This is a genomic window from Paenibacillus sp. O199 (assembly GCF_001636635.1).
In the GTDB taxonomy this organism is placed as follows: domain Bacteria; phylum Bacillota; class Bacilli; order Paenibacillales; family Paenibacillaceae; genus Paenibacillus; species Paenibacillus marchantiae.
This window is the reverse complement of sequence record NZ_LGRP01000028.1, coordinates 15,952-38,561: the sequence shown is the minus strand read 5'-3', so window position 1 is coordinate 38,561 and position 22,610 is coordinate 15,952. Positions and strand designations below refer to the sequence as shown.

Below are 22,610 nucleotides of genomic sequence, written 5' to 3'. Positions count from 1 at the left end.
TCCTTTCTTCAGTGGTTATTTTTTCACTGTTTCTTTAACTTTAATGAGACTGTTTTTCGGTCCAGGAATGGAACCTTTCACGAGCAACACATTACGTTCAGCGTCTACTTTAACTACTTCAAGACGTTGGATTGTAACAGTATCATGTCCCATGTGTCCTGGCAGGCGTTTGCCTTTAGGAACGCGGTTAGCTTGGATCGAACCCATTGAACCAGGGCCACGGTGGTAACGCGAACCGTGTGACATAGGTCCAGTGCTTTGTCCCCAACGTTTGATAACGCCGGCAAAACCTTTACCTTTAGAAATACCCGTTACGTCAACGAATTCGCCTTCAGCGAAAATGTCAGCTTTCAGTTCTTGGCCAACTTCATATTCTGCGATGTTGATACCGCGAACTTCACGAACGTAGCGCTTAGGGGCAGTGTTCGCTTTTTTAGCGTGACCTGCTTCTGGCTTGTTAGCATTTTTCTCTTTCTTATCGGAGTAACCGATTTGAATTGCTTCGTAGCCATCATTCTCAATGTCTTTCTTTTGCAAAACAACACAAGGGCCTGCTTCGATAACCGTTACTGGTACAACGTTACCCTCAGGTGTAAATACTTGAGTCATTCCGAGTTTTTTTCCTAAGATTGCTTTCATGTTGACACCTCTTTTCCTTTATACATGGTCTTTGTTGTAGCTTGTATTACAATTTAATTTCGATATCTACACCGGACGGCAGATCCAAGCGCATCAAGGCATCCACAGTTTGTGGAGTCGGGTTAACGATGTCGATCAAACGCTTATGTGTGCGTTGTTCGAATTGTTCCCGAGAATCCTTGTACTTGTGCACCGCACGAAGAATAGTAATGATTTGTTTTTCAGTAGGAAGCGGAATCGGACCGGATACACCTGCACCCGAACGTTTTGCTGTTTCAACAATTTTCTCCGCGGATTGATCAAGAATTCTGTGGTCGTAAGCTTTCAAACGAATACGAATTTTTTGCTTTGCCATTTTAGTCCCTCCTTCTATCGCCCAATTTTTTATCGGACATACTCCGTGAAAATTTTCTAGCCACTGTCCCATGGCAAAGGGGCCGGGTGTGCCAGTAACCTCTCACATCATCGCAACGTCACAGAACAACATTCATTATTATATAGAAAAGATGGGCGTATTGCAAGCATATTTAAGAAAAACATTTAAACTTATCTTTTCTGCTGAAATGACTTCGTTTAGTGCAGTGTTTATCTTCAATATTCATGCTGCCTTACCAATCCATCTACATTCGTAAATGATGTTCATTTCGTATGACGCAGGTTCCGAAACTATTACATAATAAAAGAGTTCTTTATCCGATGTCGGATAAAGAACTCTTCCGAAGCTTCGTTACAATACAATGTTACTCGTTCCAGTACACTGTTGCATATGCTTTATTCAGCGTTAAGCCGAATTATTTTTGGATCGATGCTACGGAACCTGCACCTACTGTACGTCCGCCTTCACGAATGGAGAACTTAGTTCCTTCTTCAATCGCGATTGGGGAGATCAAGGAAACAGTAACCGTGATGTTATCACCAGGCATTACCATTTCAGTACCTTCAGGCAAGTTGATGATGCCTGTTACGTCAGTTGTACGGAAGTAGAACTGTGGACGGTATCCAGTGAAGAAAGGCTTGTGACGGCCACCCTCTTCTTTAGTCAAAACGTAGATTTGTGCAGTGAATTCTGTGTGTGGCTTAACAGAACCTGGTTTTGCAAGTACTTGACCGCGCTCGATTTGAGTACGATCAACACCACGCAACAATGCACCGATGTTGTCGCCCGCTTGAGCGGAGTCCAACAATTTACGGAACATTTCTACGCCCGTAACTACGGATTTTTTAGTTTCTTCAGTAATACCAACGATTTCGATCTCTTCGCCGACTTTAACAGTACCACGCTCTACACGGCCAGTAGCAACAGTACCACGACCAGTGATGGAGAATACGTCCTCGACAGGCATCAAGAAAGGTTTGTCAGTTTGACGCTCAGGCAATGGGATGTACGTATCGATCTCTTTGAACATCTCAACGATTTTTTGAGCCCACTCACCATCAGGGTTTTGCAGAGCTTCACGAGCGGATCCACGAGTGATTGGAGTATCATCACCTGGGAACTCATATTCGTTAAGAAGGTCGCGAACTTCCATCTCAACCAATTCCAACAACTCTTCGTCTTCAACCATGTCACATTTGTTCAAGAAAACAACAATGTAAGGTACGCCTACTTGACGGGAGAGCAAGATGTGCTCACGAGTTTGTGGCATTGGGCCGTCAGCTGCGGATACTACCAAGATAGCTCCGTCCATTTGTGCCGCGCCAGTGATCATGTTTTTAACATAGTCGGCGTGACCTGGGCAGTCTACGTGAGCGTAGTGACGAGTGTCAGTTTCATACTCAACGTGTGATGTTGAGATTGTGATACCGCGCTCGCGCTCTTCTGGAGCTTTATCGATTTGATCGAATGCAATTGCTGCGCCACCGTAAGTTTTAGACAATACAGTAGTGATTGCAGCAGTCAGAGTTGTTTTACCATGGTCGACGTGACCAATAGTACCAATGTTAACGTGGGGTTTATTACGTTCGTATTTAGCCTTTGCCATTTGAACGTGGCCTCCTTAAAATTATAATTTTATGTTTTCACTAAATGAAGTGCAAAGAATACATGACTCTTATGCACTTTCATTCAATGAGAGAAAACTACTCGGTTCCTTTTGTTTTGGCAACAATCTCTTCAGCGATGCTCTTAGGAACTTCTTCATAGTGAGAAAGCTCCATGGAGAATACGCCGCGTCCTTGAGTACCGGAACGAAGAGTTGTAGAGTATCCGAACATTTCAGACAAAGGTACTTTAGCACGGATGATTTGGGCTCCACTACGGGAATCCATACCTTCGATGCGGCCACGACGGGAGTTAAGCATACCCATAACGTCACCCATATACTCTTCTGGAACGGTTACTTCTACTTTCATGATTGGCTCAAGCAGAACCGGCTTACATTTGTCTTTCGCAGCTTTTAGCGCCATCGATCCGGCAATTTTAAATGCCATCTCGTTGGAATCGACATCATGGTAAGATCCGTCTACGATTGTAGCCTTAACGTCAACAAGCGGGAAGCCTGCGATAACGCCGTTTTTCATTTGCTCTTCGATACCTGCAAGAGCTGGTTGAATGTATTCTCTTGGAACAGAACCACCGACAACCTTACTTTCGAACTGGCTGCCTGTACCCGCTTCGAGAGGTTCGAACTCAACCCATACGTGACCGTATTGACCACGACCACCGGATTGACGCACGAATTTACCTTCAACACGCGCTGGTGCACGGAAAGTTTCACGGTAAGCTACTTGTGGTTTACCCACAGTAGTTTCAACCTTGAACTCACGACGCATACGGTCAATGATGATATCAAGGTGAAGCTCCCCCATACCTGCCAAGATCGTTTGGCCTGTTTCTTCATCAGTATGAGCACGAAGAGTAGGATCCTCTTCAGTCAACTTACCGAGAGCAACACCCATTTTATCTTGGTCAGCTTTGGTTTTAGGTTCAACGGCGATTTCGATAACCGGATCAGGGAAGTTCATTGACTCCAGGATAACCGGATTTTTCTCATCACACAGTGTATCACCTGTACCCGTATCTTTCAAACCTACAGCAGCTGCAATGTCACCGGAGTAAACTTCAGTGATTTCTTGACGGCTGTTTGCATGCATTTGAAGGATACGACCGATACGCTCACGTTTGTTTTTAGTTGCATTCAATACGTAAGATCCGGATTGAAGAACACCGGAGTATACGCGGAAGAATGTCAATTTACCAACGTAAGGGTCAGTCATGATTTTGAATGCCAATGCGGAGAAAGGCTCTTCATCGGATGACTTACGAATTGCTTCAGTTCCATCTTCAAGATGACCAGTGATAGATGGAACGTCTGTTGGAGCCGGCAAGTAGTCGATAACAGCATCCAACATGAGTTGAACACCTTTGTTACGATACGAGGATCCACAGATAACCGGGAAGATCTTAACATCAACAACACCTTTACGGAGGGCCGCTTTGATCTCATCAATAGTGATCTCTTCGCCTTCCAGGTATTTCATTGTCAAATCTTCGTCGAGTTCTGCAACACGCTCAACCAATTCGTTACGGAGTTCTGCAACTTGCTCAACAAATTCCGCAGGAATTTCGGTTTCTTCGATATCTTGTCCAAGGTCATCTTTGTACATATGAGCCTTTTGTGCAACGATATCAATGATACCTTTGAAATCATTTTCAGCGCCGATAGGAAGTTGAATCGCAACTGCGTTCGCTTGAAGGCGATCACGCATGTCAGATACAACGTTCAGGAAGTCAGCACCGATGATATCCATTTTGTTTACATAAGCGATACGAGGTACGCCGTACTTGTCAGCCTGTCTCCATACGGTTTCGGACTGAGGCTCAACGCCTTCTTTCGCACTGAATACACCAACTGCTCCGTCCAATACACGAAGGGAACGTTCAACTTCAACAGTGAAGTCAACGTGTCCCGGGGTATCAATGATGTTAACGCGGTGGCCTTTCCAAGCAGCGGTAGTCGCAGCGGAAGTAATTGTAATTCCGCGCTCCTGTTCCTGTTCCATCCAGTCCATTGTCGCAGCGCCTTCGTGTACTTCACCGATTTTGTGCGTACGTCCTGTGTAGAACAAGATCCGCTCAGTTGTCGTGGTTTTACCCGCATCAATATGAGCCATGATCCCGATATTACGTGTATTTTTCAAGGAGAACTCTCTTGCCATGAAATGGGTCTCCCTTCAAAATTGAAGTTATTATTGTGAACCGAATCCTACCAACGGTAGTGAGCAAACGCTTTGTTCGCTTCAGCCATTTTATGCGTATCTTCACGTTTTTTAACGGAAGCGCCTGTGTTGTTGGAAGCGTCGATGATCTCAGCCGCCAAACGCTCTTCCATTGTTTTCTCACCGCGGTTGCGGGAGTAGTTCACGAGCCAACGTAATCCCAAAGCAGTACGTCTCTCTGGTTTTACCTCGATTGGTACTTGGTAGTTGGCACCGCCGACACGGCGAGCTTTAACTTCCAGGACTGGCATGATATTTTTGATTGCTGCTTCAAATACTTCCATAGGGTCATTACCCGTACGTTCTTGAATCAACTTAAACGCATTATACAGAATGCTTTGAGCAACACCGCGTTTTCCGTCGAGCATGATGCGATTGATCAAACGAGTAACCAGCTTGCTGCTGTATACCGGATCTGGCAACACGTCTCTTTTCGTAACTGGACCTTTGCGTGGCATGGATATCCCCCTTTCTTTCTTCATGAGCACATCCTACACCTCCTGGGATTAACCCAGAAGATATTCAGGACTGCTACTTATAATATTTTAGGCTTTTTTAGCTTTTGGACGTTTAGCACCGTATTTCGAACGAGCTTGCATACGGTTGTTCACGCCTGCAGTATCAAGAGCTCCGCGAACGATGTGATAACGAACCCCTGCAAGGTCTTTAACTTTACCTCCACGGATCAACACAACACTGTGCTCTTGAAGGTTATGTCCGATACCCGGGATATAAGCAGTTACCTCGAGACGGTTTGTCAAACGAACACGGGCATACTTACGAAGTGCAGAGTTTGGTTTACGTGGAGTCATTGTACCTACACGAGTGCAGACACCACGTTTTTGTGGGGCACTGATGTTAGTTGATTCACGTTTCAAAGCATTGAACCCTTTTTGCAAAGCTGGTGATTTGGACTTATCAACTTTAGCTTGACGTCCTTTACGTACCAGTTGGTTAATAGTTGGCATGTGATTGCCACCCCCTTCCTCAATTTTTCATGTTTCTTTATAAACCTCTTACGCTAAGTCCACAGACCCAGGCGGTTCATAAAAAGACAAATGAAAAGTTTTTGCCTTGGAGAATCCCTAAAAGTTCTCGGACAAAAACGTTCCTTACCGTATCATTTTACGACAGCAGCCATTGCTGCTCCTACTCCAATCCCGCAAGCTTTGCCGAGATTTTTCATTGTGTCCACTTTCGTGCACTTCACATTGTGTTGTTCACACAAAGCAATGATTTTGGAAGTAAGCTGCGGATCACAATCTTCAGCCACATAAACTTCAGAAGCCATACCTGTCTGAACCATCCGCGTGGTCTGTTTGGTACCTATTTTGACATGAGCATCTTGCAGACCTTTTTCATTAGACATTGTTCATTCCTCCGAATAGGACCAAATACAATCAGCTACTCACGCACCTTTGATATATTAGCATCTAGCGCAAGCAATGTCAATGCTAATCCTAAAATATTTCATTTAAAGTTTTGCCTCGCCGGGAACGTCCTTCTGTATAAAACAGCCGTCGCCTCCCGGCGTACAAAACTTTAGTTCACCCTAATAATAAGGATGAATCTAGTGAAATATCTTAATCAACCGAAACTGGCTCAAGTTCTTCTACCGAAGATTGGCCATCTTCCGGCTCAGCAAATTTGATGCTGCGGTAACGGTGCATACCTGTACCTGCAGGAATCAGTTTACCGATGATTACATTCTCTTTCAGACCGAGCAACTGATCGACTTTACCTTTGATCGCTGCATCTGTCAGTACACGTGTAGTCTCTTGGAACGAAGCCGCCGAGAGGAAGGAGTCTGTTTCCAGGGATGCTTTCGTAATACCGAGCAAAATTGGTTTTGCAACCGCTGGCTCTTTATCACTCAGAATCGCTGTCTTGTTAGCTCTTTCGTACTCATGCGTATCCACGAACGATCCTGGCAACAATGTAGTGTCCCCTGCATCGACGATACGGATTTTACGCAACATTTGACGGATCATAACTTCAACGTGTTTGTCATTGATTTCTACGCCTTGGTTACGGTATACGCGTTGTACTTCCTGCAAAATGTAGTTCTGTACGCCACGTACGCCTTTAATGCGCAGCATTTCTTTTGGATCGATAGAACCATCTGTCAACTCGTCGCCTGCTTCAATTTCCATGCCTTCGCTAACGCGTACACGAGAACCGTAGGTAACAGAGTAAACTTTGGATTCTGCTTCACCTTGAATTTCAATTTCGCGACGATCTTTCGCTTCGCGAATTTCTTTAACAACACCGTCGATCTCACTGATTGTTGCTTGACCCTTAGGATTACGAGCCTCGAACAACTCCTGGATACGCGGCAAACCTTGCGTAATATCGTCTCCGGCTACACCACCGGTGTGGAATGTACGCATTGTCAGCTGTGTTCCTGGCTCACCAATGGATTGTGCTGCGATAATACCAACTGCTTCACCGATCTCCACGTGTTTACCAGTCGCCAAGTTGCGACCATAACACTTCTTGCAGACACCGTGACGTGCACGGCAGCTAAGTACGGAGCGGATTTGTAGTTTGGTTACGCCAGCTTCGATGATTGCCTCAGCTTTATCAGAGTCAATCAGTTCATTACGGTGTGCAATAATTTCTTTTGTTTCTGGATGACGAACAGTCTCGAAGCAGTATCTGCCTTCAATACGGTCGTAGAGATCCTCAATAACCTCTTTACCATCCTGGATACGACTTACGGTAAAGCCTTTATCTGTACCACAATCATCTTCACGCACGATCACATCTTGTGCCACGTCTACGAGACGACGGGTCAGGTAACCTGAATCCGCTGTACGCAGAGCCGTATCGGCCAAACCTTTACGGGCACCGTGAGTCGAGATAAAGTACTCGAGTACCGTCAGACCTTCACGGAAGTTCGATTTGATTGGGAGTTCAATGATTCGACCGGATGGGTTGGCCATCAGACCACGCATACCGCCCAATTGGGTGATTTGCGATTTGTTACCCCGTGCTTTGGAGTCAACCATCATCATGATGGAATTGTAGCGATCCATCGATTTCATCAGAATCTCGGTGATATCATCTTTCGATTTCGACCAGATATCAATGATGCGGTCATAGCGCTCTTCGTTAGTAATCAGACCACGACGGTATTGGTTCGTAACGATTTGTGCTTTTTCCTCAGACTGTCTAAGAATTTCAAATTTCTCAGGTGGAACGATAACATCCGACACCGCTACAGTGATACCAGCGCGAGTGGAGTATGTGAATCCGAGTTGTTTGATTTTATCCAAAATAACGGCTGTTTCCGTTGTATGATAAATTTCAAAACAACGTGCGATGATAGAACCGAGATATTCTTTACCGACACCACCAGCCAAAGGAGCGTTCATAATCGCTTCTCTAAGGTCAGCACCCTTCTCATAAACAAATGAATGCTCAGCGGTACCCTGGTAGAGGTTCGCACGAGTTGCATCATTGATGTAAGGGAAGCTTGCCGGGAAGATTTCATTAAAGATGATTTTGCCGACCGTAGTCAACATCATTGCATCTTGTTGCTTATCGGTGAAGACTGTTTTGCCAAGCGCTCTAACCGGAATCGCTACACGTGCATGTAAACCTGCAGTACCACGTTGGTACGCGGATACAGCTTCGTTAACCGTGCGCAAGATCATACCTGTTCCCTTTTCTTCCTTGTTGTCCATGGTCAGGTAGTAAGAACCAAGCACCATATCCTGGGAAGGGGTAACAACCGGTTTACCGTCTTTCGGGTTCAAAATGTTACCTGATGCAAGCATCAGGATACGTGCTTCTGCTTGAGCTTCAGCAGACAATGGAACGTGCACGGCCATTTGGTCACCGTCAAAGTCGGCATTGTATGCCGTACATACGAGCGGGTGAAGACGGATCGCTTTACCTTCAACGAGAATCGGTTCAAACGCTTGAATACCGAGTCTGTGAAGTGTAGGGGCACGGTTCAGCAGAACAGGGTGCTCCTTAATTACTTCTTCAAGAACATCCCATACTTCAGGACTTACACGCTCAACTTTACGTTTAGCGCTCTTGATGTTGTGGGCAAGCCCTTTATTTACAAGCTCTTTCATAACAAAAGGCTTGAACAGTTCAAGTGCCATATCTTTAGGCAGACCACACTGATACATTTTCAGGTAAGGTCCAACTACGATAACGGAACGACCGGAATAGTCAACCCGTTTACCGAGCAAGTTCTGACGGAAACGTCCTTGTTTACCTTTCAGCATGTGGCTGAGGGATTTCAAAGGACGGTTACCAGGCCCCGTTACAGGGCGTCCACGACGGCCGTTGTCGATCAATGCGTCAACAGCTTCCTGCAGCATCCGTTTTTCATTTTGCACGATAATGTCTGGCGCGCCCAAGTCAAGCAAACGTTTCAGACGATTGTTCCGGTTGATTACACGGCGATACAGGTCATTCAGGTCAGACGTTGCAAAACGTCCACCATCCAGCTGTACCATTGGACGAAGTTCCGGTGGGATAACAGGAAGTACATCCATGATCATCCACTCAGGTTTATTACCCGAGTTGCGGAACGCTTCAATAACTTCCAGACGTTTGATTGCACGGTTACGACGTTGTCCTTGTGCAGTGCGGAGCTCTTCCTTCAGGAATTCAAGCTCTTTATCCACATCAATGTCTTGAAGCAGTTTTTTAACCGCCTCTGCACCCATGCCAGCGTGGAATCCATATCCGTATTTCTCACGGTAGCTGCGGTATTCTTTCTCGGACAACAGCTGTTTTTTCTCCAGTGGAGTTTCTCCTGGATCAGTTACTACATATGATGCAAAATAAATAATCTCCTCGAGAGATCTTGGAGACATATCCAGAGCGAGACCCATGCGGCTCGGAATACCTTTGAAGTACCAGATATGCGATACCGGAGCAGCGAGCTCAATATGGCCCATCCGTTCGCGGCGTACTTTCGCACGTGTGACTTCAACGCCACAACGATCACAGACAACGCCTTTATAACGCACGCGTTTGTATTTACCGCAATGACATTCCCAGTCTTTTGTAGGGCCAAAAATCTTTTCGCAGAACAGCCCTTCTTTTTCCGGTTTCAACGTACGATAGTTGATCGTTTCCGGTTTTTTCACTTCTCCGCGGGACCAAGAACGAATTTTTTCTGGGGAAGCAAGCCCGATCTTCATGTATTCGAAATTGTTGACGTCCAACAAGGAGCAACCCTCCTTAACCAAGTCCTGTATTCTAGGTTACGCCCCCTCCGGCCGAAGCCGGAGCAAGACGCGAGCCTGATGAAAAACGCCGGTCATCATGCGCCCGAAGCGGTTACTCCGCTCCGACCTCTGTACCCTCAAGGTTGAGGCTGAGCTTATCGCTCGCAGCGTCATCTTCATCGTCCATTTCTTTCATTTCAATCTCTTGCTCATCTTCGCTCAAAATCTTAACGTCCATACCCAAGCTTTGCAGCTCTTTGATCAATACTTTGAATGATTCAGGAACACCTGGTTCAGGAACATTCTCGCCTTTGACGATGGATTCATACGTTTTCACCCGACCTACAACATCATCGGACTTAACAGTCAAGATTTCTTGCAGTGTATAAGCAGCACCGTATGCCTCAAGCGCCCATACTTCCATCTCCCCGAAACGCTGTCCACCAAATTGGGCTTTACCACCCAATGGCTGTTGCGTAACAAGTGAGTAAGGACCCGTGGAACGGGCATGGATTTTATCATCAACCATGTGTGCCAATTTGATCATGTGCATGACACCTACGGTAACTTCACGTTCAAACTCTTCACCTGTACGACCATCATACAGGACAGTTTTACCATTCCGCTGCATACCTGCTTCTTCCATCGTATCGAAGACATCATACTCCTTCGCTCCGTCGAATACAGGAGTTGCTACGTGAATACCCAGTTGCATCGCCGCCATACCCAAGTGAACCTCGAGTACTTGACCGATATTCATCCGGGAAGGTACGCCCAGTGGGTTAAGAACGATTTGAACTGGTGTTCCGTCCGGCAGGAAAGGCATATCTTCTTCCGGTAGGATACGGGCTACGACCCCTTTGTTACCGTGACGTCCGGCCATTTTATCACCCTCGGAAATTTTCCGTTTTTGAGCGATATAGACACGAACGAGTTGGTTAACACCTGGAGGCAGTTCATCACCGTTTTCACGGGTAAAGACTTTTACATCAACTACGATACCGTCAGTACCGTGAGGTACACGCAGGGAAGTATCACGTACTTCACGCGCTTTCTCACCGAAGATCGCATGCAGGAGACGTTCCTCTGCAGTCAGTTCCGTTACACCTTTTGGTGTTACTTTACCAACCAGAATGTCACCAGCACTGATTTCAGCACCGATACGGATAATACCACGCTCATCCAGATTACGCAGCGCTTCTTCCCCTACGTTCGGGATATCACGTGTGATCTCTTCAGGTCCGAGCTTAGTATCACGTGCTTCAGACTCATATTCCTCGATATGAATGGATGTATACACATCTTCTTTAACGAGTTTTTCGCTGAGCAAGATCGCATCCTCGTAGTTGTAACCTTCCCAAGTCATGAAGGCAACCACTACGTTGCGTCCCAGTGCCAATTCACCCATTTCCGTCGAAGGACCGTCTGCAAGGATGTCGCCAGCTTTGACAACAGCACCTCTTTTGACAATCGGACGTTGGTTAATGCATGTTCCTTGGTTCGAACGCATAAATTTGTGTAATTTATATTTAACGATATCGCCTTTGACTTCTTGACCATCAACTTCTTCAATACGACGCAACCAAATCTCATTCGCAGAAGAACGTTCAATAATCCCGTCATATTTGGAGACAATACATACACCGGAATCTTTCGCGGCTTTATGTTCCATACCTGTTCCGACCAGCGGAGCTTTAGGAATCAAGAGTGGAACGGCTTGCCGCTGCATGTTCGATCCCATGAGCGCACGGTTGGAGTCATCGTTCTCAAGGAACGGAATGAGCGCTGTAGCGACAGATACAACTTGCTTAGGAGATACGTCCATGTAGTCAACACGTTCACTCGGCATCGTAAGGATGTTATCCGACTGTTTGTTGTAACGTACAATGATCGCTTCTTCAGCAAAAGTACTGTCTTCATTCAGCTTCGCATTCGCTTGAGCAATTACATAGTTGTCCTCTTCGTCTGCTGTCAGGTAATCGATTTGCTCGGTTACGACACCAGTCTTCGGATCTACCCAGCGATAAGGTGCTTCAATGAATCCATATTCGTTCACACGGGCAAATGTCGACAAGGAGTTGATCAAACCAATGTTTGGTCCCTCTGGTGTCTCGATTGGACACATCCGGCCATAGTGGGATGGATGCACGTCACGGACTTCCATGCCGGCACGCTCACGTGTCAAACCACCCGGTCCGAGTGCGGACAGACGGCGTTTATGTGTCAACTCACCCAGTGGGTTTGTTTGATCCATAAACTGCGACAATTGGGAGCTACCGAAGAACTCTTTAATGGATGCGATAACAGGACGTATGTTAATCAAAGCCTGAGGCGTGATTACGTTAGCATCCTGAATGGACATTCTCTCACGAACCACACGTTCCATACGGGATAAACCGATACGGAATTGGTTTTGCAAGAGTTCACCAACCGAGCGGAGACGACGGTTACCCAGGTGATCGATATCATCTGTGCTTCCGATGCCATGCAGAAGGTTAATGAAGTAACTGATAGAGGAAATGATATCAGCTGGTGTAACGTTCTTCACTGATTTATCAATGTTAGCATTGGCAATCAGTTTAACGACCTTACCATCCTCAATCGGTGAAAATACATCAATTGTTTGCATCGGGATATCATTGGCATCCAAAACGCCATTAGCGACGTGATATGTGCGGAAACCAACGCTCTTCTCCAATTGCGGCATGATTTCATCCAACAGACGACGGTCTATCATTTGACCTGCTTCAGCGATGATTTCACCAGTTTCGGTGTCCACAAGAGACTCAGCCAAACGTTGGTTGAATAAACGGTTCTTGATGTGAAGCTTTTTGTTGATTTTGTAACGACCCACATTAGCCAGGTCATAACGTTTTGGATCAAAGAAACGCGCTACGAGCAAGCTTTTCGCATTATCCAGCGTTGGTGGCTCGCCCGGACGAAGACGCTCATAAATTTCAATCAGCGCTTTCTCCGTGGAATCCGTATTGTCTTTGTCCAGCGTATTGCGAATATATTCGTCATTACCGAGCAGATCCAGAATCTCAGCGTCTGTGCCAAAACCAAGTGCACGCAGGAGAACCGTCACCGGTATTTTACGTGTGCGGTCGATCCGGACGTAAACAACATCCTTCGCGTCCATCTCCAGTTCGAGCCAAGCGCCGCGGTTAGGAATAACTGTAGCGGTATACGTTTTTTTGGCGTTTTTATCTACTTTGGTACTGAAGTAAACGCTAGGAGAGCGAACCAACTGGCTGACAATAACCCGTTCCGCACCATTAATAATAAATGTGCCGGTGTCGGTCATCAGCGGGAAATCTCCCATGAATACTTCCTGCTCTTTGACTTCGCCGGTTTCCTTATTAATGAGCCGGACTTTGACCCGAAGCGGTGCTGCATAAGTAACGTCACGCTCTTTCGCGTCGTCTACTGTATACTTCGGTTCACCGAGACTGTAATCGATAAATTCCAAAATTAAGTTACCTGTAAAATCCTGGATCGGCGAGATATCCTGGAACATTTCGCGCAACCCTTCCTCCAAAAACCAATCGTAAGATTTTTGTTGGATCTCAATCAGGTTCGGAACTTCGAGTATCTCGTTAATTCGTGCATAACTGCGCCGAGTGCGTCGACCATATTGAACAAGATGTCCTGCCAACTTAAACTCACCCCTCAATGTCTACTCACTTTAAAAATTTCGTTGCGAACCTCTGTTTGTAACCTTATAATGGTACACATACAGAGCAAAGCAATGCATCCACAAATAAAGAAAAGCCCTTACTCGAATGTCGTTCGAAAAAAGAGCAACTTTGATCGGCGGATGTCTTTCCAAATCATACTTATCCCCAGTTTGCCCAAAATGTACATATTATACGCCAAACGTAGGCATAATAAGCCCGTTCGGCGTAAAAAAGGTTGACATTTTTAGTTAGCTAAAGCCAAATAGGGCATCTTAATACTGACATTTTACAATAATACCACGACCTGAATTTCAAGTCAATAGTCCTATTGCAAAAAAAATGCCACCCTGCTTACTTTACAAATTAGGATTTAGCCTAAAGGCGCCTCTTCCAATTTTACCGCTTTGAAAATTCGGTAGCCTTTATCCTTCGTTACTTCCTCCACTCGTCCAAAGAGAGATTCCAGCTTCGCTTTTGCCGAAGGTGCCCCCTGCTTTTTCTGAATGACAATCCATAACGCTCCGCCCATCTTCAAATGACGATATGCCTGTTCAAAGATCGTATGCACGGTTTCCTTACCGGCACGGATCGGAGGATTGGTCAGAATCGCGTCAAAGTCTTCCTTTTTAACTTCAGCCAGAAGATTACTTTGCATAACCGTTACATTCGTTATGCCGTTCGCTTTTGCATTTTCCCTGGAAAGCTCAACCGCTCTCTCATTGATATCGATCATGGTGACATGTCCATCCGGTACAAGTTTAGCTGCTGTAAGACCAATAGGTCCATACCCGCAGCCCACATCCAGTACATGAGCTCCAGCAGGCAACTCTATAGCATCAATCAACACTCTGCTGCCGTAATCGATTCCGTTTTTGGAAAATACCCCTGCATCCGTAACGAGTCGTAATTTCCATCCGCGTAGCTCCGCTTCTGTAGCCCGTCTGTCATGTGCCACCTGCGGTTTGTCCGAATAATAATGATTGGACATGTCCTCACTCACTTTCCTTTTACAATTACAGCAACAAACCCCTTGATATAAGTCAAGGGGTTTGTTGTTTTGTTCATCTAGCTAATGAAAGCTAAATTATTTAACTTCGATTGAAGCGCCTGCTTCTTCAAGCTTAGCTTTAACCGTTTCTGCTTCTTCTTTGCTAACTTTTTCTTTCAATGCTTTTGGAGCATTGTCAACTACTTCTTTCGCTTCTTTCAGGCCAAGACCTGTGATTTCGCGAACTGCTTTGATAACGTTGATTTTGGAAGCACCAGCGCTAGTCAAGATTACGTCGAACTCGGATTGCTCAGCTTCAGCTGCAGCAGCTCCGCCACCTGCAGCAGCTACTGGAGCTGCAGCAGTTACGCCGAATTCTTCTTCGATTGCTTTAACGAGATCATTCAATTCCAGTACAGTCATGCCTTTGATTGCTTCCAAGATTTGCTCTTTACTCATGATTGAACCTCCATATATAATATTATTTTTTTTGTATTTCATCACTGCCTAAGCAGCATTCAGATCAAGTTGCTTACGCGCCTTGTTCTTCTTTTTCAGCAACAGCTTTAACCGCAAGCGCGAAGTTGCGCACTGGCGCTTGAAGCACGCTGAGGAGCATGGAAAGGAGACCTTCGCGTGATGGCAATTCTGCCAACGCTTTGACTTCTTGTACTCCAATTACACGACCTTCTACAACTGCACCTTTCAATTCCAGTGCATCGTTCTTTTTCGCGAAGTCGTTCAGAATTTTGGCTGGAGCCACTACGTCGTCTACGCTGAATGCAATTGCACTAGGACCTGTCAGTACTTCGTTAAGTTCTGTCAGTTCTGCTGCAGCTGCTGCGCGGCGAAGCAACGAGTTTTTCAGCACTTGGAATTCGATTCCGGCTTCACGAAGCTGCTTACGCAGCTCAGTTACTTGGGCAACGTTCAAACCGCGATAGTCAACAACAACACTAGTAACGCTCTCGCGCAATTTTGCTGTTACTGCATCAACGGATTCTTGTTTTGCTTGAATCACTTTTGCGTTTGCCAAACTGTACACCTCCTGATCAAATTTATCCCATTAAGAAAAGCCTCCGTAGAATCACGAAGGCTTGATATATACTCATAACCGATTTTCATCGTTCTAAGTTCTATAATCACACCTCGGCAGGAAATTAAGCCAAAATGGCACCTACTGTCTACGGCAAGCATATTCAAATGTCAACGGTCAGTCACTCGGACTCACAACTTTTATAGAATATCAGAACAGGACAAGCCTGTCAAGCGATATTATCTAAAAGATGCTGCGTTCACGCGTGCGCCAGGGCCCATCGTGGAAGAAAGACTTACATTCTTCAGATAAACACCTTTTGCTGCCGCCGGTTTAGCACGAGTCAAAGCGTCCATGAGAGCTTTAAGGTTCTCATTCAATTGCTCTGTCGAGAAAGAAGCTTTACCGATCGGTGCATGAATTTGACCTGCACGATCCAGACGATATTCGATTTTACCGGCTTTAATTTCTTGAACAGCCTTGGATACATCGAAAGTTACCGTTCCGGCTTTAGGGTTAGGCATCAGACCTTTACCGCCGAGCAGTCGGCCCAATTTACCTACTTCACTCATCATGTCTGGTGTCGCTACGCAGACGTCGAATTCGAACCAGCCTTGTTGGATTTTGTTGATCATGTCTGCATCACCAACATAGTCCGCGCCAGCCGCTTCCGCTTCTTTCGCTTTGTCACCTTTTGCAAATACCAATACGCGTTGTGTTTTACCTGTGCCGTGTGGCAAGACAACAACACCACGTACTGCCTGGTCTTGTTTACGTGGGTCAACGCCCAAGCGTACTGCTGCTTCGATAGTTTCATCAAATTTTGCAGTGGCTGCCTTTTTCACAAGCTCTACAGCTTCTGAAGGCTCGTAAGTTGCTTCGCTGTCAATCAGCTTAGCAGCTTCCAGGTATTTTTTACCGTGTTTAGCCATGTTATATTCCTCCTTTGTGGTGTTAGCGGATATACCTCCCACATCAACCGGCCGCGAATCGGCCGGCTTTACGAAGCCATGTTTCAGATGAAAAATTAGTCTTCGATGGTGATACCCATGCTGCGGGCAGTACCTTCGACCATACGCATTGCAGACTCAACGTCAGCAGCATTCAGGTCAGGCATTTTTTGTTCCGCGATTTGACGTACCGCATCACGTTTAACGGTAGCGACTTTTTTCTTGTTCGGTTCGCCGGATCCTTTTTCTACTTTAGCTGCCACTTTCAACAGAACTGCTGCTGGTGGAGTTTTAGTAATGAAAGTAAAGGAACGGTCTTCGAATACTGTGATTTCAACAGGAATAATCAATCCCGCTTGATCGGCTGTACGAGCGTTGAACTCTTTACAGAATGCCATGATGTTGACACCTGCTTGACCCAAAGCTGGACCTACCGGCGGCGCTGGATTCGCTTTACCTGCTGGAATTTGCAGTTTTACCATTTTGATTACCTTTTTTGCCATGATTGACACCTCCTTGCAAAATAGTGGTTAACGGGCCTCTCAGCCCTCCCACAAGAAACTTGAAGAGACTATATCTTCTCCACTTGCGTGTATTCCAACTCAAGCGGTGTTTCCCGTCCAAACATGTTCACGTGCACTTTCAACTTGCTTTTGTCTACCAAGATTTCTTCCACGGAGCCCACAAAATTCGCAAAAGGACCAACTTTAATACGTACGGATTCCTTAATATCGAATTCAATTTTAGGCTTCGGCTCAACCATGCCCATGTGCTTCAGAATTTGTTCCACTTCTTCAGGCAGCAAGGCTGTTGGTTTGGACCCGGAACCTGTCGAACCGACAAATCCCGTAACACCTGGTGTGTTGCGAACAACATACCAAGAGTCATCCGTCTGGACCATTTCCACCAAGACATATCCGGGGTAAACTTTACGCATAACGGTTTTTTTCTTACCGTCTTTGTTTACCACTTCTTCTTCCATAGGAACAAGAACGCGGAAAATCTTGTCTTCCATGCCCATGGACTCTACGCGTTTTTCCAAATTGGCTTTGACCTTATTCTCATACCCTGAATAGGTATGAACGACGTACCATCTTTTTTCCATATCAAGCCACCTGGGACCCTTCTTAAATAATCGCTTCGATCACAGCGGAGATGCCGATATCAATGACCCAAAAAAACAGCGTCATAACCACAACAGTACCAAGAACGATCAATGTGTAGTTGGTCAGCTCTTTACGATTAGGCCAGCGAACTTTTTTAAGTTCAGCCCAGCTTTCAGAGAAAAAGGAAATCAGAGATTTGAAACTACGTTTCACGCCGACTACACCTCCAAAAAACTATCTGGTTTCGCGATGAGAAGTCTGCTCGTTACAAAACTTGCAAAATTTCTTCATCTCCATGCGGTCGGGGTGATTACGCTTGTTTTTTGTCGTAGTGTAATTTCTTTGTTTGCAGTTTGTACAAGCCAAAGTAATAATTACCCGCATGATGTACACCTCCCGAAGACTTCCACATTCAAGCGGAGTCTCTAAATTAATCCTAAAAAAAAGCCGCGAATTTAGGCCTACCTAAAACACTTTATCATAAGGGTATAACCATGTCAATGAAAGAATAGCCTTTCATCAATGGGTAAAAAGTTCCTATCAAACACATTCAGTTTCTCATCTCTGTTTTTCTCTTCTCCTGCATGGACCAAGCGATTACTAGTATAATCATTCTTTAACTTTATAAACTTGAGGCAGCAAAAAAAGACTCAAACCCCGAGCCTTTTCCGTCAACGACAACATGTGTTCAATTATCTCGAACTTCCAGGTACTTTTCAAGTTTACGCTTCACGCGCTGAAGTGCATTATCAATGGACTTTACATGCCTGTCCAAATCCACTGCAATCTCTTGATAAGATCTCCCATCCAGATACAACATCAATACTTTACGTTCCAGATCACTCAGAATCTCAGACATCTTATCTTCCAGGCCCACAAACTCTTCCTGATTGATGATAAGTTCTTCCGGATCGCTGACCTGTGTTCCACAAATCACATCGAGTAACGTACGATCGGACTCTTCGTCATAAATAGGTTTGTCCAGTGATACATAAGAATTAAGCGGAATATGCTTCTGACGTGTTGCTGTCTTGATTGCCGTAATAATCTGTCGTGTAATACACAACTCGGCGAAGGCTTTGAAAGAAGCGAGCTTGTCCCCTTTGAAATCCCTAATGGATTTATAGAGTCCAATCATTCCTTCTTGAATGATATCTTCCCGGTCAGCCCCAATCAGAAAATAAGATCTTGCCTTGGCGCGTACAAAGTTACGATATTTGTTAATCAAAAACTCCAGCGCTTCGCTTTCACCTTCACGGACCGCTTCGACAATGTCTTCGTCACTTTGGTAATCATACTTGGATAACATGATATCTTTGAGGTCGACACTCACAGACAATCCCTCCGGCTGCAACGCAAGGTACCCCGTTACTCTACTCTATGAAATATAGGATCAGTATATATGATGGTACCTCACACCGTCAACCACGCTCTGCCTAAAAAAGAACATCAATAACATAATTGTCAAGAGTTTCAAAATTCTAATTTTTGTAAAACCGTGCTATTATTCCCGGCGCCACCGCTCAAACTGCTTCAAAACATCCGGACTTAACTTCCCGCCGAGTGTATTTCGCGTTGCTTTAGCTTGATCTTCTTCCAAACGTTTCTGTAACTCTTTTTCGTTCTGCTCTACTTCGATCAGCAATTCCCTTGCGGATACACGCAGAGCTCCCTGTCCAAAAATGACATGCTGCTCTACCATATCGCTTGTAGCCACATAGATTTGGCGTCTTCGCGTGCTTAGTTCCCGAACGAGTCTCTCAATGCATTCGTCTGCCGTCTCTTTTTCCTTTGTAAAAAAGATCTGCACTTTGCTCTGTGTAAAGGATTTACCGAGTCCAGGCACGAGGTAGGCGTCAAAAACAACAATGACTCTCAAGCCGGAGAATGCCTGATAGTCGGCTAGTCGAGAGAGAAGCCTGTTGCGGGCCTCCTCCAATCCACTCTCCGCCAATCTGGATAGCTCCGGCCAGTCACCAATCATGTTGTACCCGTCTACAAGAAGCACATCACGGGAATCAGCCATATCTTCTAGTCCTGCGCTTGGCGCGAGCGGAGCACTTCATACATGACAACACCCGCTGCCACGGAAGCATTCAGGGAATTAATCTGACCTTGCATCGGCAATTTGATCAATACATCGCATTTCTCACGAATGAGTCGTCCCATTCCCTTGTTTTCGTTTCCGATCACGAGGGCTACCGGGCCTGTAAAGACGCCGTTACCAAACACGCTCTCCTGAGCAGCAACATCTGTGCCTACGACCCATACGCCCTCTTCCTTGAGACGGTCAATGGTTTGACCCAGATTGCTTACACGAGCCACTGGCACATACTCCACCGCACCTGCTGAAGTTTTGGATACAGTCACTGTAACTGCAGCTGAGCGCCGTTTAGGTACAATGACACCATGTGCACCTGTGCAGTCGGCCGTCCGCAAAATTGATCCAAGATTATGTGGATCTTCGATCTCATCCAGCAAAATCAAAAATGGATGTTCATTTTTAGCAGCCGCTGCAGCAAGAATGTCTTCAACCTCTACATAAGCGTAAGGAGCCGCTTGCGCCATCACACCCTGGTGTTGAATGCCCGGAACTGTTTGATCCAGTTTACGCTTGTCTACGTGCTGAATGACAACACCTAATTTTTTTGCTTCAGCGATAATAGGCTGCGTCAAATGTTTTTGCGCTGTATCTGCAATCCATATTTTATTAATGGTCCGGCCTGAACGCAGCGCCTCCGTTACGGAATGCTTACCGGCGATCCATTCTTCTTCCATCTTTGTTCGATCCTCTCTATAACGCCCTGTGATTTACTGCACCCTAATTGGCGCACCCTACAGAAGCGGCTTTGTTGTAATTTATATTATTTTGTCGGTGATTGCGAATGTTGTTCCGCATGCTCGATGCCTCGGCGAATCAGTTCAATCATGCGATCATGCCGACCACTGCTATACAGGTAACCGATCAGACACTCCAGAGCCGTGGCATGTCTATACTCCAAAACGTCTGCGTTTTTGGGAATACTGCCAGACTTGGCATTACGACCTTGTCTGACAATGTCACGCTCTTCCTCGGTCAGCTCAGCCTCAATACCTGTGAGAATACGGCTTTGTGCCTTCGCCGATACCAAACCGGTCGCACTACGGTGCAGATGGTTAGGACGCATGTTGGCTTTGGATAACAGATACTGCCGTACTGCTACCTCATATACCGCATCACCAATGTAGGCGAGAGCGATGGGAGGAATCAACCGTGCAGGCCGGGAGGGGGGATAAGGAAACCATCCTCCCTGGTCAACGCTCAGAGACTGTTCATCTGTCTGCTGTTCATCTCGTTGCTCGGTATGCTCGACGGATTCTGACAACTTTTTCAGTTGTTCCTCGCTCATTTGCGCCGCCATCTCATTCCTTGAGCCGTATCCTCAAGCAAGATGCCCTGCGCAGACAGTTCATCCCGAATTTCATCAGCCCGCGCCCAGTTTTTGGTTTTGCGTGCTTCGTTACGTTCTACAATTAGACGTTCGATTTCTTCGTCCAAAAGCTCCGGTTCAGCCTCGGTATAGATACGAAGCACTGCATTCAACTCATTGAACAATTCCAGCAGAGCGCGAATGTCCGCAGCGTTTACCACATCTTGCTGCAACAGTTGGTTAGCTTCCCCAGCCCACTCAAACATTGCCGTAATCGCATCAGGCGTATTGAAGTCGTCCTGCATTTTCTCATGATACTGCTGACGAATCTGCTCCAGTCTCGCTGCAAACTCAGCTGACACAGCCTGATCCACGCTCACAGCCTGCAAGCGATGATTAAGGTTACCTACGGCATTTGCGATCCGGTCCACACTATTCTGTGCCTGTTCCATCGTATCTTCCGTGAAGTTCAACGGATTGCGATAGTGAGTAGACAACATGAAATAACGAATGGCTTCGCGTTTATATTGATTGCGAAGGTCTTTGACAAGCACACCGTTGCCGAGTGATTTCGACATTTTTTCGTTATCAATACGGATGAATCCGTTATGCATCCAGTAGTTTGCCAGTGGTTTACCAGTCAACACCTCGGATTGAGCGCATTCGCACTCATGGTGCGGGAACTGCAAATCCTGTCCTCCGCCGTGAATATCCAACGTATCCCCCAGGTATTCCCGTGCCATGGCAGAGCACTCGATATGCCAGCCCGGACGACCATCGCCCCATGGACTGGACCAGAAAATCTCACCCGGCTTCGCAGCTTTCCAGAGGACAAAGTCTTCTGGATGCTCTTTGCGCTCATCTACACCAATACGAATTCCAAACTGTAATTCCTGAAGGTTTTGCTTCGATAGTTTGCCGTACTCCGCAAATTTGCCTGTGCGATAATATACGTCACCCCCATTTTCATAGGCGAAGTCCTTTTCAACCAGCTCACGGATAAAATCAATAATAAGCGGCATGTTTTCGGTCACTCTTGGATTACTGCTTGCCTTCGGAATACCCAGCCCTTCGAGATCCTCGTAGTACGCTGCAATAAACTTCTCTGCGACATGAGGAACATCCGTGCCAAGCTGCTCAGCTTTACGAATGAGCTTATCATCGACATCCGTGAAGTTTACGACATAGTTCACCTCATGTCCGGTCTGTTCCAAATATCCGCGAACTGTGTCGAAAAAGATAACTGGACGTGCATTCCCGATATGAATGTAATCATATACCGTCGGCCCGCACACATACATTTTCACTTTCCCCGGCTCTTGAGGAACAAAATTCTCTTTGGTACGACTCATCGTATTGTAAATTTGAAGCGTCATAGTCACTTT

General features: G+C 45.9%; 22 protein-coding genes and 1 other annotated feature. All 22 genes read right to left on the bottom strand.

Translation table 11 applies throughout. The features are described from left to right. Positions 1-15: 15 nt before the first annotated feature. The 22 genes from rplC to cysS all read right to left on the bottom strand — a co-directional run bounded on the left by rplC (position 16) and on the right by cysS (position 22,601). Positions 16-639: a 50S ribosomal protein L3 gene (gene rplC, locus A6049_RS26075; protein ID WP_024633587.1), complete on the bottom strand. Its 624-nt coding sequence runs from the start codon at positions 637-639 to the stop codon at positions 16-18. 46 nt (positions 640-685) lie between these two features. Then, positions 686-994 (bottom strand): 30S ribosomal protein S10, encoded by a 309-nt coding sequence (gene rpsJ, locus A6049_RS26070; protein WP_017692074.1) that lies wholly within the window; start codon positions 992-994, stop codon positions 686-688. Positions 995-1,430: 436 nt separating this feature from the next. After that, a complete protein-coding gene (gene tuf, locus A6049_RS26065) occupies positions 1,431-2,621 on the bottom strand; it encodes an elongation factor Tu (RefSeq protein WP_024633588.1) in 1,191 nt (396 codons plus the stop codon). A 97-nt stretch (positions 2,622-2,718) separates the two neighbouring features. Beyond that, entirely contained in the window at positions 2,719-4,797 is a 2,079-nt protein-coding gene (gene fusA, locus A6049_RS26060) for an elongation factor G (protein WP_063567424.1), read from the bottom strand. Between the two features lie 47 nt (positions 4,798-4,844). Next, positions 4,845-5,315: a 30S ribosomal protein S7 gene (gene rpsG, locus A6049_RS26055; RefSeq protein WP_024633590.1), complete on the bottom strand. Its 471-nt coding sequence runs from the start codon at positions 5,313-5,315 to the stop codon at positions 4,845-4,847. 87 nt (positions 5,316-5,402) lie between these two features. Next, entirely contained in the window at positions 5,403-5,825 is a 423-nt protein-coding gene (rpsL, locus tag A6049_RS26050) for a 30S ribosomal protein S12 (protein WP_056697677.1), read from the bottom strand. 152 nt (positions 5,826-5,977) lie between these two features. Further along, positions 5,978-6,226, bottom strand: a complete 249-nt coding sequence (locus A6049_RS26045; RefSeq protein ID WP_024633591.1) for a ribosomal L7Ae/L30e/S12e/Gadd45 family protein — start codon at positions 6,224-6,226, stop codon at positions 5,978-5,980. A gap of 214 nt (positions 6,227-6,440) precedes the next feature. After that, complete coding sequence (rpoC, locus tag A6049_RS26040; RefSeq protein WP_063567423.1) at positions 6,441-10,055, bottom strand: DNA-directed RNA polymerase subunit beta'; 3,615 nt, start codon at positions 10,053-10,055, stop codon at positions 6,441-6,443. A 112-nt stretch (positions 10,056-10,167) separates the two neighbouring features. Further along, complete coding sequence (gene rpoB, locus A6049_RS26035) at positions 10,168-13,713, bottom strand: DNA-directed RNA polymerase subunit beta (RefSeq protein ID WP_063567422.1); 3,546 nt, start codon at positions 13,711-13,713, stop codon at positions 10,168-10,170. A 392-nt stretch (positions 13,714-14,105) separates the two neighbouring features. Further along, positions 14,106-14,723: a class I SAM-dependent methyltransferase gene (locus A6049_RS26030; protein ID WP_063567421.1), complete on the bottom strand. Its 618-nt coding sequence runs from the start codon at positions 14,721-14,723 to the stop codon at positions 14,106-14,108. A gap of 96 nt (positions 14,724-14,819) precedes the next feature. Further along, positions 14,820-15,182 (bottom strand): 50S ribosomal protein L7/L12, encoded by a 363-nt coding sequence (rplL, locus tag A6049_RS26025; RefSeq protein ID WP_063567420.1) that lies wholly within the window; start codon positions 15,180-15,182, stop codon positions 14,820-14,822. A gap of 73 nt (positions 15,183-15,255) precedes the next feature. After that, complete coding sequence (rplJ, locus tag A6049_RS26020; protein WP_063567419.1) at positions 15,256-15,759, bottom strand: 50S ribosomal protein L10; 504 nt, start codon at positions 15,757-15,759, stop codon at positions 15,256-15,258. Positions 15,760-15,782: 23 nt separating this feature from the next. Beyond that, positions 15,783-15,931 (bottom strand) — a sequence feature (ribosomal protein L10 leader region). Positions 15,932-15,998: 67 nt separating this feature from the next. Then, positions 15,999-16,691, bottom strand: a complete 693-nt coding sequence (gene rplA / locus A6049_RS26015; RefSeq protein WP_063567418.1) for a 50S ribosomal protein L1 — start codon at positions 16,689-16,691, stop codon at positions 15,999-16,001. Between the two features lie 95 nt (positions 16,692-16,786). Next, complete coding sequence (rplK, locus tag A6049_RS26010; RefSeq protein ID WP_024633598.1) at positions 16,787-17,212, bottom strand: 50S ribosomal protein L11; 426 nt, start codon at positions 17,210-17,212, stop codon at positions 16,787-16,789. A 68-nt stretch (positions 17,213-17,280) separates the two neighbouring features. Next, positions 17,281-17,814, bottom strand: coding sequence for a transcription termination/antitermination protein NusG (gene nusG, locus A6049_RS26005; protein ID WP_024633599.1), 534 nt, complete (start codon positions 17,812-17,814; stop codon positions 17,281-17,283). 22 nt (positions 17,815-17,836) lie between these two features. Beyond that, a complete protein-coding gene (gene secE, locus A6049_RS26000; RefSeq protein ID WP_053779219.1) occupies positions 17,837-18,028 on the bottom strand; it encodes a preprotein translocase subunit SecE in 192 nt (63 codons plus the stop codon). Positions 18,029-18,049: 21 nt separating this feature from the next. After that, positions 18,050-18,199, bottom strand: a complete 150-nt coding sequence (gene rpmG, locus A6049_RS32725; RefSeq protein WP_072735843.1) for a 50S ribosomal protein L33 — start codon at positions 18,197-18,199, stop codon at positions 18,050-18,052. A gap of 304 nt (positions 18,200-18,503) precedes the next feature. Next, complete coding sequence (sigH, locus tag A6049_RS25995) at positions 18,504-19,148, bottom strand: RNA polymerase sporulation sigma factor SigH (RefSeq protein ID WP_024633601.1); 645 nt, start codon at positions 19,146-19,148, stop codon at positions 18,504-18,506. Between the two features lie 171 nt (positions 19,149-19,319). Beyond that, positions 19,320-19,841 (bottom strand): NYN domain-containing protein, encoded by a 522-nt coding sequence (locus A6049_RS25990; RefSeq protein WP_063567417.1) that lies wholly within the window; start codon positions 19,839-19,841, stop codon positions 19,320-19,322. A gap of 5 nt (positions 19,842-19,846) precedes the next feature. Then, the gene (rlmB, locus tag A6049_RS25985; protein ID WP_063567416.1) at positions 19,847-20,593 is read right to left on the bottom strand and encodes a 23S rRNA (guanosine(2251)-2'-O)-methyltransferase RlmB; all 747 of its coding nucleotides are present in this window, start codon (positions 20,591-20,593) and stop codon (positions 19,847-19,849) included. Positions 20,594-20,679: 86 nt separating this feature from the next. Then, positions 20,680-21,204, bottom strand: a complete 525-nt coding sequence (locus tag A6049_RS25980) for a Mini-ribonuclease 3 (protein ID WP_079697651.1) — start codon at positions 21,202-21,204, stop codon at positions 20,680-20,682. Further along, on the bottom strand, positions 21,201-22,601 hold the full coding sequence (cysS, locus tag A6049_RS25975) for a cysteine--tRNA ligase (RefSeq protein ID WP_063567415.1): 1,401 nt from the start codon (positions 22,599-22,601) through the stop codon (positions 21,201-21,203). The genes A6049_RS25980 and cysS overlap by 4 nt, the downstream gene beginning before the upstream one ends. Positions 22,602-22,610 lie beyond the last annotated feature (9 nt).

Bases quoted from the DNA above. Each gene is read 5' to 3' on its own strand.
- rplC (WP_024633587.1), bottom strand. From the start codon at position 639: ATGAAAGCAATCTTAGGAAAAAAACTCGGAATGACTCAAGTATTTACA.
- rpsJ (WP_017692074.1), bottom strand. From the start codon at position 994: ATGGCAAAGCAAAAAATTCGTATTCGTTTGAAAGCTTACGACCACAGA.
- tuf (WP_024633588.1), bottom strand. From the start codon at position 2,621: ATGGCAAAGGCTAAATACGAACGTAATAAACCCCACGTTAACATTGGT.
- fusA (WP_063567424.1), bottom strand. From the start codon at position 4,797: ATGGCAAGAGAGTTCTCCTTGAAAAATACACGTAATATCGGGATCATG.
- rpsG (WP_024633590.1), bottom strand. From the start codon at position 5,315: ATGCCACGCAAAGGTCCAGTTACGAAAAGAGACGTGTTGCCAGATCCG.
- rpsL (WP_056697677.1), bottom strand. From the start codon at position 5,825: ATGCCAACTATTAACCAACTGGTACGTAAAGGACGTCAAGCTAAAGTT.
- A6049_RS26045 (WP_024633591.1), bottom strand. From the start codon at position 6,226: ATGTCTAATGAAAAAGGTCTGCAAGATGCTCATGTCAAAATAGGTACC.
- A6049_RS26030 (WP_063567421.1), bottom strand. From the start codon at position 14,723: ATGTCCAATCATTATTATTCGGACAAACCGCAGGTGGCACATGACAGA.
- rplL (WP_063567420.1), bottom strand. From the start codon at position 15,182: ATGAGTAAAGAGCAAATCTTGGAAGCAATCAAAGGCATGACTGTACTG.
- rplA (WP_063567418.1), bottom strand. From the start codon at position 16,691: ATGGCTAAACACGGTAAAAAATACCTGGAAGCTGCTAAGCTGATTGAC.
- rplK (WP_024633598.1), bottom strand. From the start codon at position 17,212: ATGGCAAAAAAGGTAATCAAAATGGTAAAACTGCAAATTCCAGCAGGT.
- nusG (WP_024633599.1), bottom strand. From the start codon at position 17,814: ATGGAAAAAAGATGGTACGTCGTTCATACCTATTCAGGGTATGAGAAT.
- rpmG (WP_072735843.1), bottom strand. From the start codon at position 18,199: ATGCGGGTAATTATTACTTTGGCTTGTACAAACTGCAAACAAAGAAAT.
- A6049_RS25990 (WP_063567417.1), bottom strand. From the start codon at position 19,841: ATGGCTGATTCCCGTGATGTGCTTCTTGTAGACGGGTACAACATGATT.
- rlmB (WP_063567416.1), bottom strand. From the start codon at position 20,593: ATGGAAGAAGAATGGATCGCCGGTAAGCATTCCGTAACGGAGGCGCTG.
- A6049_RS25980 (WP_079697651.1), bottom strand. From the start codon at position 21,204: ATGAGCGAGGAACAACTGAAAAAGTTGTCAGAATCCGTCGAGCATACC.
- cysS (WP_063567415.1), bottom strand. From the start codon at position 22,601: ATGACGCTTCAAATTTACAATACGATGAGTCGTACCAAAGAGAATTTT.